Genomic DNA, 21,969 nt, shown 5'->3' with positions numbered 1-21,969 from the left:
TCCCGCTACCTGCCGCATGAAAATGTGTTACAAGCCAAGATGAGAAAAGTAAGCAAAAATGCCGCCTTGTAAATATTGAGAAATAAAAGTAAATATCGAGGGAATAAGCTGACTTTAATACAGAAATAACTCAAAAGGGTGACGTACAAGAATTAACTGAGAATAATTTAATAAAAACAGACAACTACTAGTATTGTAAAAAAAGATTAGCTTATTGTGCCTAAAAATCCCGCAAACCCAGTAACCGCGCACGCTATCACCCTTTTATATGAATTTCACTCTATGTCAAAATTTGTGACATAGAGCAAATTCAAGAGCATAAAACTCGGACATAACTTGCAATAAAATTCATTATGGCCGACCTTATTAGATATTAATTACGAAGCGCAAAAAAATTCGCAATTCCTCCCTTGCACAGCGAAATGTAGAACTATGTTGATTCCGTCTAAATTAAGTCGTCCGGTCCGCCTTGAACACACCGTGGTTCGTGAGCGATTACTGGCGAAACTTTCCGGCGCGAACAATTATCGTCTCGCGTTGGTAACCAGCCCGGCTGGATACGGTAAGACCACGCTCGTTTCTCAATGGGCGGCGGGGAAAAATGACCTTGGCTGGTTTTCGCTGGATGAAGGCGATAACCAACAGGAGCGTTTTGCCAGCTATCTGCTCGCCGCCATTCAGCAGGCCACTGGCGGCCACTGTGCGGCCAGCGAAACCATGGTGCAAAAACGCCAGTACGCCAGCCTGCCCTCACTCTTCGCGCAGCTATTTATCGAGCTTGCCGACTGGCAGCGCCCGTTATTCCTGGTGATTGATGATTACCATCTGATCAGCAATCCGGTTATTCATGATGCGATGCGCTTCTTCCTTCGTCATCAACCGGAAAATATGACCCTGGTGGTGCTGTCGCGGAACCTACCGCAGCTCGGTATTGCCAACCTGCGCGTACGCGATCAGTTGCTTGAGATTGGTAGCCAGCAATTGGCCTTCACTCATCAGGAAGCCAAACAATTTTTCGACTGTCGTCTCAGCTCGCCAATCGAGGCCGACGATAGTAAAAGGCTGTGCGACGATGTCGCCGGTTGGGCCACCGCGCTCCAGCTCATCGCCCTCTCCGCCCGTCAGAATAATACCTCCGCTCATCATTCCGCTCGCCGTCTTGCCGGTATCAACGCCAGCCATCTTTCCGACTATCTGGTCGATGAAGTTCTGGATAATGTCGATCCGCGAACGCGTAACTTCCTGCTGAAAAGCTCGCTGCTGCGTTCAATGAACGATGCGCTGATCGTCCGCGTGACCGGCGAAGAGAATGGTCAGATGCAACTGGAAGAGATTGAGCGTCAGGGGCTATTTCTGCAACGGATGGACGATTCCGGCGAGTGGTTCCGCTACCACCCTCTGTTCGGCAACTTCCTGCGTCAGCGCTGCCAGTGGGAACTGGCGGTTGAACTGCCGGAAATTCATCGTGCTGCCGCCGAAAGCTGGATGGCGCAAGGCTTCCCGAGCGAAGCCATTCACCATGCCCTGGCGGCGGGTGATGCAAAAATGCTGCGCGATATTCTGCTTAATCACGCATGGGGCATGTTTAACCACAGCGAGCTGGGTTTGCTGGAGCAGTCTCTGGCGGCGCTGCCGTGGTCAAATCTGCTGGAAAACCCGCGTTTGATTCTCTTACAGGCCTGGCTGATGCAGAGCCAGCACCGCTATAGCGAAGTGAATACCCTGCTGGCCCGCGCCGAGCAGGAGATGGATGCGGAAATGGATACCGCCATGCACGGTGACTTCAACGCCCTGCGCGCCCAGGTGGCGATTAACGCTGGTGACCAGGAAGAAGCCGAGCGCCTGGCGATGGTGGCCCTCGACGAACTACCGCTAGCCAGCTACTACAGCCGCATCGTTGCCACCTCGGTACATGGTGAAGTGCTGCACTGCAAAGGCCAGTTGAGTAAATCGCTGGCGGTAATGCAGCAAACCGAACAGATGGCCCGCCGCCATGACGTCTGGCATTACGCGTTATGGAGCATGATCCAACAAAGCGAAATTCTCTTTGCTCAGGGGTTCCTTCAGGCCGCCTGGGAAATTCAGGAAAAAGCCTTCCAGCTCATCCGCGAACAGCACCTCGAACAGTTGCCGATGCATGAATTCCTGCTGCGTATTCGTTCCCAGTTACTGTGGGCGTGGGCGCGGCTGGATGAAGCGGAAACCTCCGCGCGTAACGGCATGGCGGTGCTTTCAACTTATCAACCGCAGCAGCAGCTACAGTGTCTGACGCTGATGGTGCAGTGCTCGCTGGCGCGCGGTGACCTGGATAACGCGCGTAGTCATTTGAATCGTTTGGAAAACCTGCTTGGCAACGGCCATTACCACAGTGACTGGGTATCCAATGCCGATAAAGTCCGGGTGATCTACTGGCAGATGGTCGGCGATAAAGCCGCCGCGGCAAACTGGCTGCGTCAGACGCCCAAACCGGAATTCGCTAACAACCACTTCCTGCAGAGCCAGTGGCGCAATATCGCCCGCGCGCAGATCCTGCTCGGTGATTTTGATTCCGCTGAAATGGTGCTGGAAGAGCTAAACGATAACGCCCGCTCGCTGCGTCTGATGAGCGATCTCAACCGCAACCTGCTGCTGCTCAACCAGCTCTACTGGCAGGCCGGGCGTAAAAGCGAAGCGCAGAAAGCGCTACTGGAAGCGCTCACCCTCGCCAACCGCACCGGGTTTATCAATCATTTTGTGATTGAAGGCGAAGCGATGGCGCAGCAGTTGCGCCAGCTGATTCAGCTCAATACCCTGCCGGAGCTCGAGCAGCACCGCGCCCAGCGTATTCTGCGCGATATCAACCAGCATCATCGCCACAAATTCGCCCACTTTGACGAGAGCTTCGTCGAGCGGCTGCTGAACCACCCGGAAGTGCCGGAACTGATCCGTACCAGCCCGCTGACCCAGCGTGAATGGCAGGTTCTGGGGCTTATCTACTCCGGCTACAGCAACGAGCAGATAGCCGGTGAGCTGGACGTCGCGGCGACCACCATCAAAACCCACATTCGCAATTTGTATCAGAAGCTTGGCGTGGCGCACCGCCAGGATGCCGTACAGCATGCCCAGCGATTGCTCAAAATGATGGGGTATGGGGTTTAACCCCGTACCTGAATAAGATAGCCGCCGTCGAGCGGCTCGCAGCTAAACCTCACCGGTAAAAACCGTTCGACCACCGCGATATTCGTCAGCAGATGCGCTGACGTTTTCGCCACGGTAAATGCGCCTTCTCCCGCCAGCGCCAGCGGTAAAATCAGCTGGTCAGCCAGATATTCCCCCACTGCAGCCGTGCTTGCGAGGTAGCGTTTCGCCTCTGTCGCCAGCTGGTACGCGACCTTTTCCGCACTCACGCCTTTGGTGCCAAAGGCGATAAACAGCTCCGTCAGATGCGCGCTCTCAACGGTCAGTGACAGCGTATTCCCCGGTCCGGCACCACCTTCCAGTACCCGAACCGACCTATCAGTCAGCGGCAGATAAGCCTCCAGCGCCATCACTTCGCGCTCGCCAACGTGGTAAGGAACTGCCGCCAGCAGGGCTTCAGCGTCAATGCTCACCGTTTCACCCCGCGAGATTAGCTGCAATCCGCTCAACGCCTTAACTGGCTCGACTTCAGTCGTCACTGCGCCGCCGCCTGCCGGATAAAAGCCATGTTTTATCAGGGCGGTGCGCTGGTTTATCCCCATCTTCACCAGCAGAGGTTCCCAGACCCGGCAAATAAAATCCGCGCTGGGAGCGGCCTGATTGTGGGTTCCGCCATGCACCTCAATACGTGCGCCAGCGTCGGCAAACCACAGCGCTGGAAGCACGGTTTGCAGCACCAGCATGCAGCTACCTGCGCTGCCGATAGCAAATTTATACTCCCCGCCGCGAACCCGCCCCGGAACAAAGCGTAACTGCTGCGAGCCCAGTTCATCGCCGCTGACCTCGGCCCCGCAGATTTCCTTCGCAGCCAACACCGCCGTTAAATGCTGGCGCAGAAGACCCGGCTTAGCCCGCCCGGCGCGAATGCCGGTAATCTCAAACGGCTGGCCGGTTATCATCGACAGACTCAGCGCCGAGCGCAAAATCTGCCCGCCGCCTTCTCCCTGCGCGCCGTCCAGCACGATAGTCCTTTCCATTTTGTTATCCCTTAACGCACACCACCTGACGCAACGTATGCACAATTTCCACCAGATCGGATTGCGCGGTCATCACCGCATCAATATCTTTATAGGCCATCGGAATCTCGTCGATAACGTCCGCATCCTTACGACATTCTACATGCGCGGTAGCGCGAATCTGATCGTCGACGCTAAACAGTTTTTTCGCTTTGGTTCGGCTCATCACCCGTCCGGCACCGTGACTGCACGAGCAGAACGACTCTTCGTTACCCAGGCCACGCACAATAAAGCTTTTCGCCCCCATGGAACCTGGAATGATCCCTAACTGCCCCTTCTGCGCGGATACCGCACCTTTACGGGTCACGAAGACCTCTTCACCAAAGTGCTGCTCTTTTTGCACATAGTTATGGTGGCAGTTAATCGCCTCCATGCTGAGCGTAATGGGTTTATCCACGCATTTCTGTAGCGCCGCCAGCGTATTTTCCATCATCGCATCACGGTTCAGGCTGGCGAACATCTGCGCCCAGCTCACCGCTCGCAGATAATCATCAAAGTATTCAGTACCTTCATCAAAATACGCCAGATCGCGGGACGGCAGCGTTTCCAGTTGATCCTGCATCTCTTGCTGCGCCAGGCCGATAAAATACGTACCGATGGCATTACCTATTCCACGTGAACCAGAGTGCAGCATAATCCACACCTGATCGGCTTCATCCAGACAAATTTCAATAAAGTGGTTACCGGTTCCCAACGTTCCCAGATGCTTATGGTTATTAGTGTTCAAAAAACGCGGATATTTTTGCGTTAACCACTGATATCCCGCCTCCAGTTGCGCCCATTTCTCATTCACGTTGACCGGAGGGTTTTCCCATGCGCCAACGTCACGACGGCTACGCGTATTGGAACGACCGTGCGGCACGGCGGTTTCAATCGCCTGACGCAGCGCCGGAAGATCGGGCAGATCCGCCGCCGTTAAGTTGGTACGCAGCGCATTCATTCCACAGCCGATATCCACGCCCACCGCGGCCGGGATAATCGCCCCTTTAGTCGGGATCACGCTACCGATGGTCGATCCTTTACCCAAGTGCACATCCGGCATCACGGCAATATGTTTGAAAATAAACGGCATTTTCGCCGTATTGATCAGTTGCTGACGAGCATCGTCTTCTACCGGCACGCCTTTAGTCCACATTTTTACCGGTGCATTCTGGGTAGTCATTAATTCGTAATTCATTGTCTTTTCTCATTTTATTAATAGGGTGGCGACAAGTTTTATGGCGGATCGTTATCAGTATGCTCTATCTGATTGAGCTACAGAGGCTTGCTCCGGCAGGATTTGCACCTGCAACCTTACCGTCCCATGTAGATTCGCCGGCATTCGCCGAAATTCATTAAAAATGGCGACAAGTTAATGTGAATACACCGCTCTACCTTTGAGCTACAGAGCCAGGCTCTGGCGGGACTCGAACCCGCAACAAATGTAGATCCACAGGCATTCGCCAAAACAGGGTGGCACGACAAGTAAAGGTGGATCGGCCTGCTCTACCCCTGAGCTACGGAGTCAGACTCCGGCAGGACTCGAACCTGCGACCTGGATCTTCATAGGATGTAGATCCACCAGCATTCGTGCCTTCAGCGCCGCGCGACAAATTCGCTCGTCGTCTTTCAAGCCGCAGATGCGTTGACTTCATCCATTCACTCCGGTCACTTACTTTAGTAAGCTCCCGGAGATTCACGGTTTCGTCGCCTTTCTGCAACTCGAAATCCATAGAGCGCTAATAGCCGGGATGATACGCATCGGGAAAGATGTAATCCCGGCCAGCATTCGCGCCGCGCTGAATACTCTTTACAGCGCCACAGACTCGATCTCTTCCAGCCAGTGCTCACTGCCGTAGCGACCGTTCACAAAGTTATCAATCACCGTAAACACCTCGTCGCTAAAACCGCCGACGTTTAAAATATCGCCCCGCTCCATCGCCTGGGTGGTGCCGTAAGGCTGCAGATCGATGCACACCAAACGCGCCAGCGGATTACCTTTTTTCAGCGCGGTCCAGCACTCCATGGTGGCCGTCGAACCGTGGCGCGACTTACCAATCCAGGATTCGTTATCCGACACCATAATCACCAGATCCACCCGCGCCCGCTCGGCCAGCAGCTTGCGTAGCGGTGCGGAGCAGTTGGTGCCGCCACCACCGACCGCCGCCAGCTTCTGCGCGTTGTGCATCACCGACTGCTTAGCATCAAGCGCGACGTTCACCACATCGCATTCAAACGGCAGCACGCGGGCCTGCGGGTGGTTACGCAACACGGCGGCGGCAATCAGCCCGGCGACGTCCACACAGCGAATTTTGCTGGTCGCCCCCTGGCGTTGGCCAGTTACCGGTGAACGCATCGACCTCGATACGTCCGGGCAAACCACCACGTTGCCGCGAAACTGTGGCACGTTTTCCAGCGTATATTCCATTGCCCGCTCTAAGGCCTCGCCGATAACCTGCGGCACGCTGCTTTGCAAATTGCTCCACGCCGACAGCAGTTGATAAGGATAAACCCTGGCCTGTCGTACCTGCGCCCTGTCCGCCAGCCGTTTCGCTACGCTGGCGGTAAGTTCTGCATTCTCAAAAACGCCGTGACGCGCCAGGGTATTCAAATTCATCCGCAGCGTTTGCCAGCTCATCCGTTGGGCCAGCAACGCCCACTGTTCGGTACTTAGCGGCGAGTGGGTCAGTAGTAAAAATGGCACATCGGGCAGCGCCACGCTGCCATTCACACCTTCACGAAACGCTAGCAGCGCCTGCGTTTTCTCCGGCAACTGCGCTTTGTCGCACGGCTTACCAATTAGCCAGGCAAAGAAAGCATCGTGCCACGGGGCCTGTGGACGCGGGTGCACCATCTTCACGATATCCGCCAGCGATGGCGCATTGCCTACCGAAGCCTGCAATAAGCGATCTTCGCTGGCCTCCTGTAACCAACGCTGAACCAGCTTCTTCGGCCGCGTGCCCAGCGAGCGCCGACCGGTGACACCGCTACGCAATATCTGTACGAAGTTACGCAGCATGCGACCGTTGTTAATTACCCGCGCAAACACCACCGGCAGCAGCGCCGAACCTCGCGCCGCCAGAAGCGCGGTCAGCAACGCGGGCATGTCTTTCATCGTTCCCCGCTCGCGGCCATAAATCGCCAGCTTCGCGAGAAACAGATCGTCCAGGTCTTTCGCTATCTCCAGAACATCACTGAGCTGTGCCTGAGCGCTGGCATAAAAGGTCTCGTTCATGCAGCCGGTCATCACCATCTGCGCCAGCTTATGGCGCGGGGTGAAGGCAAAAGCCGCTGCACGTTCGTGGTTTTGCGCGTTTGCCAGCGGCGCGTCCCGTAACAGTGAACGGAACAAAAGTGGATTAGCCATGTGTTTTCCCATTTCCGTTATTCTCCATACCATGACTATTGCAACCACCGTGCCAGATTTTAAATTTAATTATATTTCATTGATTTTTATGGATTAATTATTTTCACCTACGTTTTAACGAAAAAACCACTGCACGGCAGAAGCCAAAAGACGATAATTAAATATCGTCTTTTATAAGGAAATCTAAGATGCGTAAAACGGTAGCCTTTGGTTTTGTCGGTACGGTATTGGATTATGTTGGCCGCGGCAGCCAACGCTGGGAAAAATGGCGACCAACCTTAAGCCTGTGCCAACAGGAAACGTTAGTCGTCCATCGCCTTGAGCTGTTGTACGACGCGCGTTCACGGGGACTGTTTGAAACCTTAAAACAGGATATCGCCAGCGTATCGCCGGAAACGGAAGTCATCGGCGTCGAGATAGCCATCCGCAATCCATGGGACTTCGAAGAGGTTTACGCCTGCCTGCATGATTTCGCCCGCAGCCACAGGTTCCATCCTGAAGATGAAGACTATCTGATTCACATCACTACCGGCACCCACGTCGCCCAGATCTGCTGGTTTTTACTGGCCGAAGCACGCTATCTCCCGGCGCGGTTAGCCCAAACCTCACCACCGCGTAAGAAAGATAAGCCGCATAGCACGGGCGAAGTGACGATCATCGACCTCGATCTAAGCCGTTACAACGATATCGCCAGCCGCTTTGCCCAGGAGCGCGAAGAGACGCTTAACTTCCTGAAATCCGGTATCGAGACCCGTAACCCGCATTTCAACCGCATGATCGAGCATATTGAGCGCGTTGCCATCCGCTCCCGTTCCCCCATGTTGCTTAACGGCCCGACCGGCGCGGGCAAATCATTTCTGGCCCGCCGGATCTACGAATTAAAGCTGGCTCGCCATCAATTCAACGGCCCATTTGTCGAGGTCAACTGCGCAACTCTGCGCGGCGATACCGCCATGTCGACCTTATTTGGCCATGTTAAAGGCGCGTTTACCGGCGCGCGGGAAGAGCGGGCCGGTCTGCTACGCAGCGCGAACGGTGGGATGCTTTTTCTGGATGAAATTGGTGAGCTGGGCGCCGATGAACAGGCGATGCTGCTTAAGGCAATAGAAGAAAAACGCTTTTATCCCTTCGGCAGCGACCAGCAGGTGAGCAGTGATTTCCAGCTTATCGCCGGGACCGTGCGTGATTTACGCCAGCTGGTTGCCCAGGGTAAATTCCGCGAGGATCTGTATGCGCGTATCAATCTGTGGACGTTTGAACTGCCGGGTCTGCGCCAGAGCCGTGAAGATATCGAACCCAACCTCGACTATGAAATTGAGCGTCACGCGGCGCTAACCGGCGACAGCGTTCGTTTCAATACCGAAGCGCGTCGTGCCTGGCTGGCCTTCGCCACCTCACCGCAGGCGGCGTGGAGCGGCAACTTCCGCGAGCTTTCCGCCAGCGTCACCCGCATGGCAACCCTAGCGGAGAACGGTCGCATCACTGTGAACACGGTAGAGGATGAGATTGAGCGCCTGCGCTACAGCTGGAATGATAACCGCCCCTCAGTGCTCGATGCGCTATTAGGGGCAGAGGCGGAAAATCTGGACCTGTTCGACCGCCTGCATCTGCAAAACGTGATTGCCATATGTCAGCAGGCAACAACCATCTCCGATGCCGGACGCCAGCTATTTAACGTTTCACGCCTCGGCAAAACCACGGTCAATGACGCTGACCGGCTGCGAAAATATCTGGCGCGCTTTGGCCTGACCTGGGAAATACTGAAGAATCAGCACAGCTCCAGTTGAAGGTTGTTGTCGGTAATCACCTTCAGCACGCCAGCGGGAGGCATCACGTCGGTGTAGACCGCATCGACCATGCTGATGCTACCCATATTAACCATTGCGTTGCGGCCAAATTTTGAGTGGTCAACGACCAGCATGACGTGACGAGAGTTTTCGATAATCGCCCGCTTGGTGCGCACTTCGTGGTAGTCGAACTCCAGCAGGGAACCGTCGCTGTCGATTCCGCTGATGCCGAGAATGCCGAAATCGAGGCGGAACTGGGAGATAAAGTCCAGGGTAGCTTCGCCGATAATACCGCCATCCCGGCTGCGCAGTTCACCGCCAGCCAGAATAATGCGGAAATCCTCTTTCGCCATGAGCGTATTGGCAACGTTCAGGTTATTAGTCACGACGCGCAGATCGTTATGGTTGAGCAGCGCGTGCGCCACGGCTTCCGGCGTGGTTCCGATATCAATAAACAGCGTCGCGCCATCGGGGATTTCGCTCGCTACCTTGCGGGCGATGCGCTCTTTCTCCTGAGTCTGGGTCGACTTTCTGTCATGCCAGGAGGTGTTCACCGAGCTGGAAGGCAGCGCTGCGCCGCCATGGTGGCGCAGAATCATTTTTTGGTCAGCTAAGTCATTCAGATCGCGACGAATAGTCTGCGGGCTGACGGCAAACTGCTCGACCAGCTCTTCAGTACTGACGTATCCCTGTTTTTTTACCAGCTCGATAATCGCGTCATGACGTTGTGTTTGTTTCATGAAATATCCCTGGGAGTCTCTACGTTCGTTTTCGCACATTCTGCGTATCAACAAACGCCATCGCCAGCCCGGTCACCAGACCCGCCACATGAGCGCCGTTCGCGATCGACATGCCGAAAACGTCAAACCAGCCAGCAATTAACCATACTAAAGAGAAGAGTATCAAGCCGCGCTGCAAAAAAATGCCGCTTTGCGGATCGCGCTCGCCTCGCAGCCAGACGTAGCCCATCAGCGCATAAACCACACCGGACAAACCGCCAAACCACGGGCCGCTAAACTGATGCTGGACAAAGCCGCTCAGCAAGGCGCTGATTACCGTAATCACCACCAGCTTGCCGCTGCCAATGCGTTTTTCCACCGCCCCGCCGAGGTACCACCACCATAGCAGGTTGAACAGAATATGCATCAGTGAGAAGTGCATGAGCGCATGGCTAAAGTAGCGCCATACCTCAAATTTCAGCGAAGGATCATAGGGCCAGGCCAGAAGTAGCATAACCGGCTGATCGCCAATAACCGTTTGCAACAAAAACACTGCAATACAGGCGAATAAAATCCCCCATGTAAACGGCCCGGCGTTATGGCGAAGCGTCGCTAAAAAGGGGAAACGCTGATAGTGCAGCCCGCTGTTGGTGTGTCCCGACTGCCAGCTGGCAGCCAGATAGCGCGGATCGGCAGGATTTTCCAGAAAGCGGGCCAGCTCGGCATGAACTCGCCCGGCCTGGCTCTCATCAGCAAGCCAGACATCGCTCTGCGTATGTTGTTGAATAGTCAGAATTATCCCCTGCGTCGCCATATAGTCGACAAACGCCTGGGCCACGCGGGGGTTGGCAAAAGAGGTAATCATTAACATGCAGCGGATCGCTTATTCCACACAAAGGGAGACATTATAGCGCATGGCGCGCTAACGCCTACATCACACCATGCGCGACTTCCGCCGGAAAATGCCGATGCCAGGCGTCAAACCCGCCATCTACGCTGTAAACCTTGTCATAACCCTGCTGCAGCAGATACTGCGCAGCGCCTTTGCTGCTATTGCCGTGATAGCACATCACCATAACGGCCGTATCAAAGTCGTTATCGCGCATAAACGCACCCAGCGTATCGTTGGTCAGATGAAAAGAGCCCGGCGTGTGCCCCATCGCGTAGCTCTGCGGGTCGCGAATATCCACCAGCACCGCCGTCTGCTGGTGCATTTTCTGGTGAGCTTCTTCTACGTTAATACATTCAAAGTGATCCATATGCTCTCTTCTCTATATAGGCAGGCGGCTGATAAGCGCTCGCAATTTTAACGCCTAGTGTACAGCCAGGCGGTAAATAAACGCCAATATGTTACACACATCACTCTGAAATGTTTTTTTGATGTTACCAATGGCGCGGTTATTTGCTATATTGAGCGATATCGAACATTTATGAGCTTAAACGAAAGTGTAAGAGGTGGCGAGCATGGAAACCAAAGATCTGATTGTGATAGGGGGAGGCATCAACGGTGCCGGTATCGCGGCAGACGCCGCAGGGCGTGGTTTATCCGTGCTGATGCTGGAGGCAAACGACCTGGCCTGCGCCACGTCCAGCGCCAGCTCAAAGCTGATTCACGGCGGGCTGCGCTACCTTGAACATTACGAATTCCGCCTGGTAAGTGAAGCGCTAGCCGAGCGAGAAGTGTTGTTAAAAATGGCTCCGCACATCGCCTTCCCGATGCGCTTTCGTTTACCGCATCGCCCGCATCTGCGCCCGGCATGGATGATCCGTATTGGCTTGTTTATGTACGATCATCTGGGCAAACGTACCAGTTTACCCAGCTCAACTGGGTTGCGTTTTGGCACAGAATCGGTACTAAAACCTGAAATCGTGCGCGGTTTCGAATATTCCGACTGCTGGGTCGACGACGCACGTTTGGTGCTGGCTAATGCCCAGATGGTTGTACGTAAAGGTGGAGAAGTTCGCACGCGTACCCGCGCCACCTCAGCGAAACGTGAAAATGGGTTGTGGGTCGTCGAAGCAGAAGATATCGATACCGGAGAGAAGTTTACCTGGCAGGCGCGCGGTCTGGTGAACGCCACTGGCCCGTGGGTCAAACAATTCTTCGATGACGGTATGCATCTGCCATCGCCATACGGCATCCGTCTGATTAAAGGCAGCCATATTGTCGTTCCGCGTGTACATACGCAGAAGCAGGCCTACATCCTGCAAAACGAAGATAAACGCATTGTTTTCGTGATCCCGTGGATGGATGAATTCTCTATCATCGGCACCACCGACGTGGAATATAAAGGCGACCCGAAAGCCGTGGCGATCGATGACAAAGAGGTTAACTACCTGCTGAACGTCTATAACGCGCACTTTAAAAAGACGCTGACTCGGGACGATATTGTCTGGACCTACTCTGGCGTGCGTCCACTATGCGATGACGAATCCGACTCACCACAGGCGATCACCCGCGATTACACTCTTGATATTCATGATGAAAATGGGCAGGCTCCGCTGCTGTCGGTGTTTGGCGGCAAGCTCACCACCTATCGTAAGCTAGCCGAACACGCGCTGGAAAAACTGACGCCTTACTACAAAGGCATCGGCCCGGCATGGACCAAAACCGCAATCCTGCCCGGCGGCGATATCGGTAGCGACCGTGATGATTATGCGGCAAAGCTGCGCCGTCGCTTCTCATTTATCAGCGAGTCAATGGCGCGCCACTACACCCGAACCTACGGCAGCAATAGCGAGTGGATCCTCGGTGAAGCCACGTCACTGGCCGATCTCGGCGAAGATTTCGGTCACGAGTTTTACGAAGCCGAACTTAAATACCTGGTCGAGCATGAATGGGTGAGAACCCTGGACGATGCGATATGGCGGCGAACTAAGCAAGGAATGTGGCTAACGGCCGAACAGCAGGTCCGCATCAGCGCATGGCTGGCGCAGCACGCGGGAAAGTCTGAGCTGTCGCTGGCGTCGTAAATTTACATCAAACACGATAAAAGGGGGAACCTATCCCCCTTATGCTAATTAACGGACACTTTCCTGAATCACTTTCCGCCAGAGGCCGAAGCGATGGCAGCTTTTTTCCGCGCCTGACCAACGGCATCGGCGGCCCGCAATGCCGCCTGCACGGCCTCCGGCGTAATGGTAAACGGCTCGTTGTGCATCGTTTCCCCAGTTTGACAAGACGCCATGGCAACGGCCAGCAGTTCATCATCGCTAACGCCAGCCAGACCGATATCCGCCAGCGTGGTGGGCAAGCCAATATCTTCGCAAAACTGATAAACCTCCTCTATGAGCTCAGGCGCTCTATCGGTGAGCATAAGCATCGCCAGCGTGCCAAACGCAACTTTTTCCCCATGCCAGTATTTGTGCGTGGCGGGCAGTACCGTCAGACCATTATGAATAGCGTGCGCCGCTGCCAGCCCACCGCTTTCAAAACCGAGCCCGGATAATAGCGTATTCGCTTCGATAACATGTTCGAGCGCCGGAGTAACCTGATGTTGTTCACAGGCAAGCTTCGCCAGGCGCCCATAGCGCATCAAGGTGGTGTAGCAAAAGCGCGCCAGCTCAAATGCGGTCATCGGTCCTGGCCTGGTGGTCATATTGCCGGCCCCTTTGATGCGGCAATCTTCCGCTTCAAACCAGGTTGCCAACGCATCACCTATCCCGGAAACCAAAAAGCGTACCGGCGCGGCAGCAATAATACTACTGTCCACCAGCACAAGCGTCGGGTTACGTGGAATCATCAGGTAGCGTTTGAATTCCCCTTCTGGCGTATAGATAACAACCAGTGAACTGCAGGGCGCATCCGTTGAGGCCAGTGTAGGAACCACGGCAATAGGCAGTCGCAGGCTGGCGCCGGTTGCTTTTGCCGTATCCAGGGTTTTCCCGCCCCCCATACCAACAATCACATCGGCGCCAATTTCATGCGCACGTGCGGAGATGCGCGCAATTTCCTCATCACTGCATTCGCTACTGAACACTTCGATATCAAAATCAATCACCCCGTGCAGCGCTGTTGCAACCGCATCCCGGTAGGTGCTGTAAACAACAGGATCCTGCAAAATCAGTGCCTTATGACCGAGTGCGGCCAATTCCTGCGGGAGATGCGTTGTCAACGCTCCTTTACCCTGAACATATCGTGACGGAAAGATCGCGGTAGTAACCATTGTTTCTCCTTAAAAAACATTAAAGTTCAATATACAGAACACAAATTCCACATAAAGAATTTAATGCTGTTTGCTCTGAACGCACAATGACCAGGTGAGAGCATAATTTTATCCTGTGAGGCAGCGCACAATTTTGGCTATGTATTAGACCAATGAGCAGTTTCCATTGGGTTACCCGCTCTTTCTCACCTTATCTCCGTTCATTTTTGAAGCAAATCACAAAATATAACCTTCCTTAGAGTATGGAATTGACGCTGTATGAATACGTCGGCATAGTATCAATATACAGAACATCAGTTCCATATACAGAACATAATTTATGATACTAAAGGGATGCAATGATGAGCATTGAAATAGAGAAACCGACCACACGAGGGCGCTGGCTGCATATTATTCCAGCCACGATCCTCGTTTATATCGTGGCCTATATGGACAGGACCAATATCGCCATTGGGATCGCAGGCGGCATGGATGAAGATTTAGGCATGACGGCTTCTTTTGCCGGTCTGGTCGCCGGGATCTTCTTTATTGGTTATATCTTCCTGCAAATTCCCGGCGGTCAGATAGCCGAGCGCCTAAGCGCCAAAAAGTTAATTGCCTGGACAATCGTCGCCTGGGGTGGCTTTGCCCTGCTGACCGGTTTTGTTCAGACACCGACGCAGTTGTTGATTATTCGCTTTGTGCTCGGCGTGGCGGAAGGTGCTGTGTATCCCGCCATTCTGGCGCTAATTGGCCACTGGTTCCCAAATGAGGAGCGCGCCAGGGCTATCGCCTATTTCCAGATGAACCTGGCCGTCGCCTCTATTATTACCGGGCCGCTTTCCGGCTGGCTTATTGAAACCTACGGCTGGCGGGAGATGTTTATCATCGAAGGGTTGCTCTCTCTGGGACTGCTCTTTGTCTGGCTACCTTTGGTTTCCGATCACCCGCATCAGGCAAAGTGGCTGGATCCGAAAGAGCGCGCCTGGATCGAACAAAAATTGCTGGCCGATCGCGCGTTGAGTATTGGCGGAGAGCAAAGTAGCATTCGAAGCGTATTAAAAAGCATCAACCTGTGGAAGCTTGTCGGTATCTATTTCTTCGTACAGGTCGGATTCTATGGCTTCGCGCTGTGGATGCCAAATCTGATTAAACACCTGACCGGCAGCGGCATGACCATCGTTGGGGTACTCACCGCGGCGCCTTACGTTCTGTGCATTATCGGTCAGTATTACATCGCCAAATGGTGTGATAAAACGATGAATCGCCGCCTTTACACGGCTATTCCTCTGCTGGGTTTCGCGGTCTGCCTCGCCCTCTCCTTATTACTGAAAGATAACGTCTGGCTCGCCTACGGCATGATGGTTATTTGCGGGTTCTTCCTGCAAGCCTATGCCGGTCCATTCTGGACGCTGCCACCATTACTCTTCGCCCCCAACGTTCTGGGCGGCGTGCGCGGCACGATCAACGCCCTGGGCAACATCGGCGGCTTTATTGGACCGTACCTCGTAGGGCTGTTAACGGTGACGTTCTCGCAAACAGCAGGCATGACCGTACTGGTTGCTGCCCTGCTTATCGCCGTTGGACTGCTTTTCAGCTTGCCTTCTGTTACCGCTCGTCCTGCAGGTAGCAGCAACACGCCTAACACCTCGACGCCGGGTGCGTCACTTAAACAGGAAGGAATCGCCAAATGAGCCAAAAATGTCAGCATGCTCGCGACCTGTGGTCGCAGCTCGACGCCCTGCGTCTTGGAATGAATTACAGCAAAGAAGATGTCAATAAACTGCAGGTCCTGGTGGATGATTGCTATGGCGAAAGCCATCCGGGCAGTTTCCATCTTAACCAACTGGGCGATGAAGCCGTGCTGGGTGTTCATGAAAGCGGTGGTCGCGCGGTCCGTCACCATGTGACGGATATCTGCGACGGCTGGGGTCAGGGCCACGATGGGATGAACTACATCCTGGCATCTCGCGAAGCCATTGCCAACATGGTCGAAATTCATGCCTCAGTGGTGCCTTATGATGCCGGTATTCTGATCTCAAGCTGCGATAAATCTATCCCGGCGCATCTGATTGCCGCCGCACGCCTGAACCTGCCGCTACTGCATATCCCCGGCGGTTCTATGCGTCCGGCACCGAATATGAGTACTTCAGACCTGGGCGGGATCACTGCTAAGTTGAAGAAAGGCGAAATAGGCATTCAGCAAGTGGAAGCCATGCAGCAATGCGGTTGTCCCACCGCAGGAGCCTGCCAGTTTATGGGAACTGCCAGTACCATGCAGTGCATGTCGGAGGCATTGGGGCTAGCCCTGCCTGGTAGCGCTCTGCTGCCATCGACCCTGGCGGAAATTCGCCGCGTTGCCAGAACTGCAGGCCACCAGGCGCTGTATCTGGCGGAGAAAAATATCACCACCCATAAGATCCTGACTCCTGCGGCGTTTGAAAATGCTATCAAAGTCCATGCCGCTATTGGTGGCAGCACCAATGCGATGATCCACCTTCCGGCCATCGCTCATGAACTCGGATGGGAGCTGAAGCCCGAACTGTTTGATCGGATCAATAATGAAATCCCTTATCTGACCAATATTCAGCCCAGCGGTGAATACGTTACCGAAATGATGTGGTTCGCGGGCGGCGTGCCAATGGTGCAATGGTATCTGCGCGATTATCTGGATCTTGATGTTCTTACCGTGACTGGCCGTACGCTCGGCGACAACCTGGAAATGCTCCATCAATCCGGCTTCTTTACCCGCAACCACGGTTATCTCAACAATTACAAAGTCAGCCCGGAGGAGGTGATCCGTAAACCAGAAAATGCCACCAAAACAGGGTCGATTGCGGTACTGAAAGGCAACATTGCGCCTGAAGGAGCGGTCATTAAATACGCGGCCTGTGCGCCGGATATGCACCATCATACGGGCCCTGCTCGGGTCTTTAACTCCGAAGAAGATGCTCAACAAGCCATCATCCATAACCATATCGAACCCGGCGACGTCATTTTTATTCGCTACGAAGGCGCAAAAGGCTCTGGCGCACCGGAAATGCTGATGACCACTGATGCCATAGTGTATGACAAACGCCTCGACGGAAAAGTCGCATTGATTACCGACGGTCGTTTCTCTGGAGCGACCAGCGGGCCGTGTGTCGGACACGTCTCGCCAGAAGCCGCTGATGGGGGGCCGATTGCCCTGGTGGAAGATGGTGATTTAATCGAAATGGATGTGAAAGGCCGTAAGCTCAATATCGTAGGGATCGACGGAGTGTTTAAAACAGAAGAGGAAATATGCCGCTGCCTTGAAGACCGTCGGGCAAGCTGGAAGAAACCAGATTATTCAAACCGTCGCGGCGTCTTTAAACAGTTCACCGCTAATGCAACATCATTAATGGCCGGAGCCTGGCTTAAATAATATCCCTGGCGGGCTACGGCTCGCCTGTTTTAAGGATCAATACATGACTCAGATTACGAAATTTCACGGCGTATTTCCGCCAGTCCCGACCATTGTTAATGCGCAGGGAGAGTTAGATAAAGTCGGCATGGCGACCTTGCTGGATCATCTTATTGCAAGCAAGGTCAATGGCGTATTACTGCTGGGCAGCGGGGGGGAATTTTGCCATATGACCAAAGCGCTGCGTCTGGAAACCGCAGAGTTTTGCGTTCGTCATATTAACCGCCGCATTCCAGTACTATTAGGTATTAGCAGCACCAGCACGCAGGAAGTGATTGAGTATGGTCAGCATGCCGACCGACTCGAAGTCGATGCCGTTTTGGTACTCAATCCCTACTATGCCAGATTGACCGATGAGTATATTTATCAGCATTTCAAAACCGTGGCTAATAACATAAAAAGCCCTGTCATTCTCTACAACTTCCCAGCGCTGACGGGACAGGACCTTAGCGTTGATTTAATTACCCGGCTGGCGCAAGATCACTCCAACATTATCGGCATTAAGGATACCGTTGATAATATCAGCCATATTCGTGAAATCATCAATAATGTCAGGCCTGCGCGTCCGGACTTCGTTATTTTCTCCGGCTATGATGAATATATGATGGATACGCTTATCTTAGGCGGCAACGGTGGGATCCCAGCGACAGCGAACTTTGCGCCGCAGCTAACCTGCGGGATCTACCGCGCGTGGTGTGAAAAAGAGTATGAGACAATGTTCGGATTACAGCGCAGGCTGTCCGCGCTTTCCACTATTTACAGCCTGGATTCGCCTTTCTTCGGGATAATCAAAAAGGCAATTCAGCTTAGCGGAGTCGATATTTCAACCCACGTGATGCCCCCCGTTTTGCCGGCAAATGAAGAACATATTTCGAATCTGAAGCAGGTATTACAGCGTGCGGGACTTTAAGCGATGACGAAAGCGGGCTTCTTGCCCGCTATGTTTTTTTATTTCAGCACATCAGGCGCGTCAGGCTACGGCTGGCATCCATCATCAACGTAGCAAGCGACTCGCGTTTATCATCGGGGATCTGGAACGCAACGCCGGATACGCTCAAGGCGGCAATCACTTTCCCCTGCGCATTGAATACCGGCACCGCAATGCAGCGCACGCCAAGGGAGTCTTCTTCGTTATCATAACCCCAGCCGCGACGGCGAATTCCTGCTAACTCCTGCTTAAGGATATTCACATCCGTGATCGTCGTATCCGTAAAACGCGTTAAGATCTGATCTGGAGGCAGCAATTCCTCCAGCTCTTCCCCGCTAAGCCATGCAATCAGCACCTTCCCCAGCCCTGAGCTATGTAATGAGAGGCGTTTGCCCTCCCAGCTTCGAATCACAATAGCCTGTGGGCTTTCGACTTTCAGAAGATAAATGGGGGCATCGCCTTCCAGAACGCCAAGATGGCAGGTCAGACCGGTGTTATCGCGAATCTCTTCAAGGATCGGTAACGCGATTTTTTTAATATCGTACTGTTCCGCCGCTTTATTACCTAATTCATACAGGCGTAACCCCAGATAATACTTGTCTTTTTCCTGGCGTAATAACCCATGCTCCACCATGCCGTTGAGCAAAGATGAGGTACTGCTTTTCGCAATCCCTGAATTTTGATGGATCTGGGTAAACGTTGCGCCATCGCACTCCAGAAGATAAGCAAATACGCGCATGATTTTATCGAGGGCCGGAATAGATGTCGTAATCTTTTTCATATTATTATCAATTAATTATGAATTTTTCTGCTAATACTATACACCAGTACTCAACCCTTTTTCCATAACAGAGACCAAATGCCGCTAATAGATTCAGCAGACGAATATCGGCATACCCACGAATATACCACGATAAAAAACGGGGCCGTTTGGCCCCGTTCTCAAGCGTTAAACCGCTACAACCTGACCGGATCGATATGCCAGATATGGTCGGCGTACTCTTTAATCGTACGGTCGGAGGAGAAATAGCCCATATTGGCAATATTGAGCATCGCTTTATTGGCCCACTCTTCCGGATGACGATACAGTTCGTCCACCTTATCCTGACAATCCACATAGCTGCGGTAATCTGCCAGCACCTGATAGTGGTCGCCAAAGTTAATCAGCGAATCCAGCAGGTCGCGATAGCGGCCCGGCTCCGACGGACTAAACAGACCGGTGCCGATTTGCGTCAGCGTCTGATGCAGCTCTTCATCCTGCTCGTAGTATTCGCGCGGTTTGTAGCCACTGGCTCGCAGCGCTTCAACTTCTTCCGCGGTATTACCGAAGATAAAGATATTGTCTTCGCCGACGTGCTCCAGCATCTCAACGTTAGCGCCATCCAGCGTACCGATAGTTAACGCGCCGTTGAGCGCGAACTTCATGTTGCTGGTCCCGGAGGCTTCCGTTCCCGCCAGCGAAATCTGCTCAGAGAGATCCGCCGCCGGAATGATCAACTGCGCCAGGCTCACGCTGTAGTTAGGGATAAACACCACTTTCAGCTTATCGCCAATCTGCGGATCGTTATTCACCACCGCCGCCACGTCGTTGATCAAATGAATAATATGCTTGGCCATGTAGTAAGCTGAAGCGGCTTTCCCGGCGAAGATATTCACTCGCGGCACCCACTCGGCATCAGGATCGGCCTTAATGCGATTGTAGCGAGCAATCACATGCAGCACGTTCATCAGCTGGCGTTTGTACTCGTGAATACGCTTGATCTGCACGTCAAACAGCGCTTTCGGGTTCACCACCACATTAAGCTGCTGGCCGATGTAGTTCGCCAGCCGCTGCTTGTTCTCAAGCTTGGCCTGCCGTACCGCTTTATTCACCGTCGGATAGTCAATGTGCTGCTCCAGCTCCTTAAGCTGGCTCAGGTCGGTACGCCAGGTACGACCGATATTCTCATCAAGCACTTTCGACAACGGCGAGTTGGCCACCGCCAGCCAGCGGCGAGGCGTCACGCCGTTAGTGACGTTGGTAAAGCGCATCGGGAAAATTTTCGCAAATTCAGCGAACAGCGACTCCACCATCAACCGGGAGTGCAACTCAGACACGCCGTTAACCTTATGGCTAACAACCACCGCCAGCCAGGCCATGCGCACGCGACGACCATTAGACTCATCGATAATCGATGTGCGGCCCAACAGCGCGGTATCGCTGGGATACTGTTCCTGCAAGGTCTTCAGGAAGTAGTCATTAATCTCGAAAATAATCTGCAAATGACGCGGCAGGATTTTACCCAGCATCTCAACAGGCCAGGTCTCCAGCGCTTCGCTCATCAGGGTATGGTTGGTGTAAGAGAAGACCTGGCAGGTCACCTCAAACGCCTCATCCCAGCTGAACTTATGCTCGTCAATCAGCAGTCGCATCAGCTCCGGAATCGACAGCACCGGGTGGGTGTCATTGAGGTGAATGGCGATTTTATCCGCCAGATTGGCGTAGGTTTTATGCAGCTGATAGTGACGGCTGAGGATATCCTGCACCGTCGCCGAAACGAGGAAATACTCTTGACGCAAGCGCAGCTCGCGCCCGGAATAGGTGGAATCATCCGGATAGAGCACGCGGGAGACGTTTTCAGAGTGGTTTTTATCCTCTACCGCCGCGAAGTAGTCGCCCTGGTTAAATTTCCCAAGGTTGATTTCGCTACTGGCCTGGGCGCTCCACAAACGCAGCGTGTTAGTCGCGTCGGTATCAAAGCCAGGGATAATCTGGTCATAGGCTTCAGCGAGGATCTCTTCGGTTTCCACCCAGCGCGAGTTTTTACCTTCCTGCTGAATACGCCCGCCAAAACGGACTTTATAGCGAGTATTATGGCGCTCAAACTCCCACGGGTTACCGTATTCCAGCCAGTAATCCGGGGACTCTTTCTGCCGTCCATCGACGATGTTCTGCTTAAACATGCCGTAGTCGTAGCGAATACCATAACCGCGACCCGGTAAACCCAGCGCCGCCAGAGAATCGAGGAAGCAGGCCGCCAGGCGACCCAGACCGCCGTTGCCTAAGCCGGGGTCGTTTTCTTCGTCAATCAGCTCTTCAAGGTTCAACCCCATCTCTTCCAGCGCGTTGTTGACGTCGTCATAGATCCCCAACGACAACAGCGCATTAGACAATGTTCGGCCAATCAAAAACTCCATCGACAGGTAATAGACCTGACGAACCTCCTGCGAGAGCTGGGCGCGGTTTGAGCGGAGCCAGCGCTCCACCATGCGATCGCGAACGGCGAATAGCGTAGCGTTGAGCCATTCATGCTTGTTAGCGATAGCCGGATCTTTGCCGATGATAAACATCAGTTTATAAGCAATAGAGTGTTTTAACGCCTCAACGCTCAGCGTGGGTGATGAGTAGCTAAAAGGTACATTCATA

At 53.6% G+C, this 21,969-nt stretch carries 15 protein-coding genes; 6 read left to right on the top strand and 9 right to left on the bottom strand.

What is annotated here, in order from left to right; translation table 11 throughout:
• Positions 1 to 432: 432 nt before the first annotated feature.
• Positions 433 to 3,138, top strand: a complete 2,706-nt coding sequence (gene malT, locus DA718_RS02165; protein WP_112214784.1) for an HTH-type transcriptional regulator MalT — start codon at positions 433 to 435, stop codon at positions 3,136 to 3,138.
• Here malT and rtcA read toward each other — a convergent pair.
• The 3 genes from rtcA to DA718_RS02150 all read right to left on the bottom strand — a co-directional run bounded on the left by rtcA (position 3,135) and on the right by DA718_RS02150 (position 7,539).
• Positions 3,135 to 4,154, bottom strand: coding sequence for an RNA 3'-terminal phosphate cyclase (rtcA, locus tag DA718_RS02160; protein WP_112214785.1), 1,020 nt, complete (start codon positions 4,152 to 4,154; stop codon positions 3,135 to 3,137). The two genes, malT and rtcA, sit on opposite strands and share 4 nt — an antisense overlap.
• Before the next feature lie 4 nt (positions 4,155 to 4,158).
• Positions 4,159 to 5,370 carry an RNA-splicing ligase RtcB gene (gene rtcB, locus DA718_RS02155; RefSeq protein WP_112214786.1) on the bottom strand — a complete coding sequence of 404 codons (1,212 nt, stop codon included), beginning with the start codon at positions 5,368 to 5,370 and terminating at the stop codon, positions 4,159 to 4,161.
• Between the two features lie 612 nt (positions 5,371 to 5,982).
• Entirely contained in the window at positions 5,983 to 7,539 is a 1,557-nt protein-coding gene (locus tag DA718_RS02150; protein WP_112214787.1) for a vWA domain-containing protein, read from the bottom strand.
• Between the two features lie 188 nt (positions 7,540 to 7,727).
• On the opposite strand from DA718_RS02150, the gene rtcR reads away from it, so the two are divergent.
• Positions 7,728 to 9,326 (top strand): RNA repair transcriptional activator RtcR, encoded by a 1,599-nt coding sequence (rtcR, locus tag DA718_RS02145; protein ID WP_112214788.1) that lies wholly within the window; start codon positions 7,728 to 7,730, stop codon positions 9,324 to 9,326.
• Here the strand turns inward: rtcR and DA718_RS02140 are convergent.
• The 3 genes from DA718_RS02140 to glpE are packed head-to-tail and all read right to left on the bottom strand — an operon-like array spanning position 9,308 to position 11,304.
• A complete protein-coding gene (locus DA718_RS02140; RefSeq protein ID WP_112214789.1) occupies positions 9,308 to 10,066 on the bottom strand; it encodes a DeoR/GlpR family transcriptional regulator in 759 nt (252 codons plus the stop codon). The genes rtcR and DA718_RS02140 overlap by 19 nt on opposite strands.
• A 19-nt stretch (positions 10,067 to 10,085) precedes the next feature.
• Complete coding sequence (gene glpG, locus DA718_RS02135) at positions 10,086 to 10,916, bottom strand: rhomboid family intramembrane serine protease GlpG (protein WP_112214790.1); 831 nt, start codon at positions 10,914 to 10,916, stop codon at positions 10,086 to 10,088.
• Positions 10,917 to 10,974: 58 nt separating this feature from the next.
• Positions 10,975 to 11,304, bottom strand: a complete 330-nt coding sequence (gene glpE, locus DA718_RS02130) for a thiosulfate sulfurtransferase GlpE (RefSeq protein ID WP_112214791.1) — start codon at positions 11,302 to 11,304, stop codon at positions 10,975 to 10,977.
• Positions 11,305 to 11,509: 205 nt separating this feature from the next.
• Here glpE and glpD point away from each other — a divergent pair, with 205 nt between their 5' ends.
• Positions 11,510 to 13,018 (top strand): glycerol-3-phosphate dehydrogenase, encoded by a 1,509-nt coding sequence (gene glpD / locus DA718_RS02125; protein ID WP_112214792.1) that lies wholly within the window; start codon positions 11,510 to 11,512, stop codon positions 13,016 to 13,018.
• Between the two features lie 68 nt (positions 13,019 to 13,086).
• Here glpD and DA718_RS02120 read toward each other — a convergent pair whose 3' ends face one another.
• On the bottom strand, positions 13,087 to 14,211 hold the full coding sequence (locus DA718_RS02120) for a glycerol dehydrogenase (RefSeq protein ID WP_112214793.1): 1,125 nt from the start codon (positions 14,209 to 14,211) through the stop codon (positions 13,087 to 13,089).
• A gap of 338 nt (positions 14,212 to 14,549) precedes the next feature.
• On the opposite strand from DA718_RS02120, the gene DA718_RS02115 reads away from it, so the two are divergent.
• From DA718_RS02115 to DA718_RS02105, 3 genes are read left to right on the top strand one after another with little or no spacing between them, the layout of a single operon-like run.
• Positions 14,550 to 15,884 (top strand): MFS transporter, encoded by a 1,335-nt coding sequence (locus DA718_RS02115; protein WP_058653091.1) that lies wholly within the window; start codon positions 14,550 to 14,552, stop codon positions 15,882 to 15,884.
• The gene (ilvD, locus tag DA718_RS02110) at positions 15,881 to 17,596 is read left to right on the top strand and encodes a dihydroxy-acid dehydratase (RefSeq protein WP_112214794.1); all 1,716 of its coding nucleotides are present in this window, start codon (positions 15,881 to 15,883) and stop codon (positions 17,594 to 17,596) included. The genes DA718_RS02115 and ilvD overlap by 4 nt, the downstream gene beginning before the upstream one ends.
• A 43-nt stretch (positions 17,597 to 17,639) precedes the next feature.
• Positions 17,640 to 18,545, top strand: a complete 906-nt coding sequence (locus tag DA718_RS02105) for a dihydrodipicolinate synthase family protein (protein WP_112214795.1) — start codon at positions 17,640 to 17,642, stop codon at positions 18,543 to 18,545.
• Between the two features lie 43 nt (positions 18,546 to 18,588).
• Here the strand turns inward: DA718_RS02105 and DA718_RS02100 are convergent, their stop codons facing one another.
• Complete coding sequence (locus DA718_RS02100) at positions 18,589 to 19,344, bottom strand: IclR family transcriptional regulator (protein WP_110274930.1); 756 nt, start codon at positions 19,342 to 19,344, stop codon at positions 18,589 to 18,591.
• A gap of 176 nt (positions 19,345 to 19,520) precedes the next feature.
• The gene (gene glgP, locus DA718_RS02095) at positions 19,521 to 21,968 is read right to left on the bottom strand and encodes a glycogen phosphorylase (RefSeq protein ID WP_112214796.1); all 2,448 of its coding nucleotides are present in this window, start codon (positions 21,966 to 21,968) and stop codon (positions 19,521 to 19,523) included.
• Position 21,969: the final 1 nt, after the last annotated feature.

It is taken from the genome of Klebsiella huaxiensis, assembly GCF_003261575.2.
GTDB classification, from domain to species: domain Bacteria; phylum Pseudomonadota; class Gammaproteobacteria; order Enterobacterales; family Enterobacteriaceae; genus Klebsiella; species Klebsiella huaxiensis.
Note: the sequence above shows the minus strand (reverse complement) of the source record. Positions and strands in the feature narration are given on the sequence as shown.

Coding starts and splice junctions, on each gene's coding strand:
- malT (WP_112214784.1), top strand. CDS start 433: ATGTTGATTCCGTCTAAATTAAGTCGTCCGGTCCGCCTTGAACACACC.
- rtcA (WP_112214785.1), bottom strand. CDS start 4,154: ATGGAAAGGACTATCGTGCTGGACGGCGCGCAGGGAGAAGGCGGCGGG.
- rtcB (WP_112214786.1), bottom strand. CDS start 5,370: ATGAATTACGAATTAATGACTACCCAGAATGCACCGGTAAAAATGTGG.
- DA718_RS02150 (WP_112214787.1), bottom strand. CDS start 7,539: ATGGCTAATCCACTTTTGTTCCGTTCACTGTTACGGGACGCGCCGCTG.
- rtcR (WP_112214788.1), top strand. CDS start 7,728: ATGCGTAAAACGGTAGCCTTTGGTTTTGTCGGTACGGTATTGGATTAT.
- DA718_RS02140 (WP_112214789.1), bottom strand. CDS start 10,066: ATGAAACAAACACAACGTCATGACGCGATTATCGAGCTGGTAAAAAAA.
- glpG (WP_112214790.1), bottom strand. CDS start 10,916: ATGTTAATGATTACCTCTTTTGCCAACCCCCGCGTGGCCCAGGCGTTT.
- glpE (WP_112214791.1), bottom strand. CDS start 11,304: ATGGATCACTTTGAATGTATTAACGTAGAAGAAGCTCACCAGAAAATG.
- glpD (WP_112214792.1), top strand. CDS start 11,510: ATGGAAACCAAAGATCTGATTGTGATAGGGGGAGGCATCAACGGTGCC.
- DA718_RS02120 (WP_112214793.1), bottom strand. CDS start 14,211: ATGGTTACTACCGCGATCTTTCCGTCACGATATGTTCAGGGTAAAGGA.
- DA718_RS02115 (WP_058653091.1), top strand. CDS start 14,550: ATGATGAGCATTGAAATAGAGAAACCGACCACACGAGGGCGCTGGCTG.
- ilvD (WP_112214794.1), top strand. CDS start 15,881: ATGAGCCAAAAATGTCAGCATGCTCGCGACCTGTGGTCGCAGCTCGAC.
- DA718_RS02105 (WP_112214795.1), top strand. CDS start 17,640: ATGACTCAGATTACGAAATTTCACGGCGTATTTCCGCCAGTCCCGACC.
- DA718_RS02100 (WP_110274930.1), bottom strand. CDS start 19,344: ATGAAAAAGATTACGACATCTATTCCGGCCCTCGATAAAATCATGCGC.
- glgP (WP_112214796.1), bottom strand. CDS start 21,968: ATGAATGTACCTTTTAGCTACTCATCACCCACGCTGAGCGTTGAGGCG.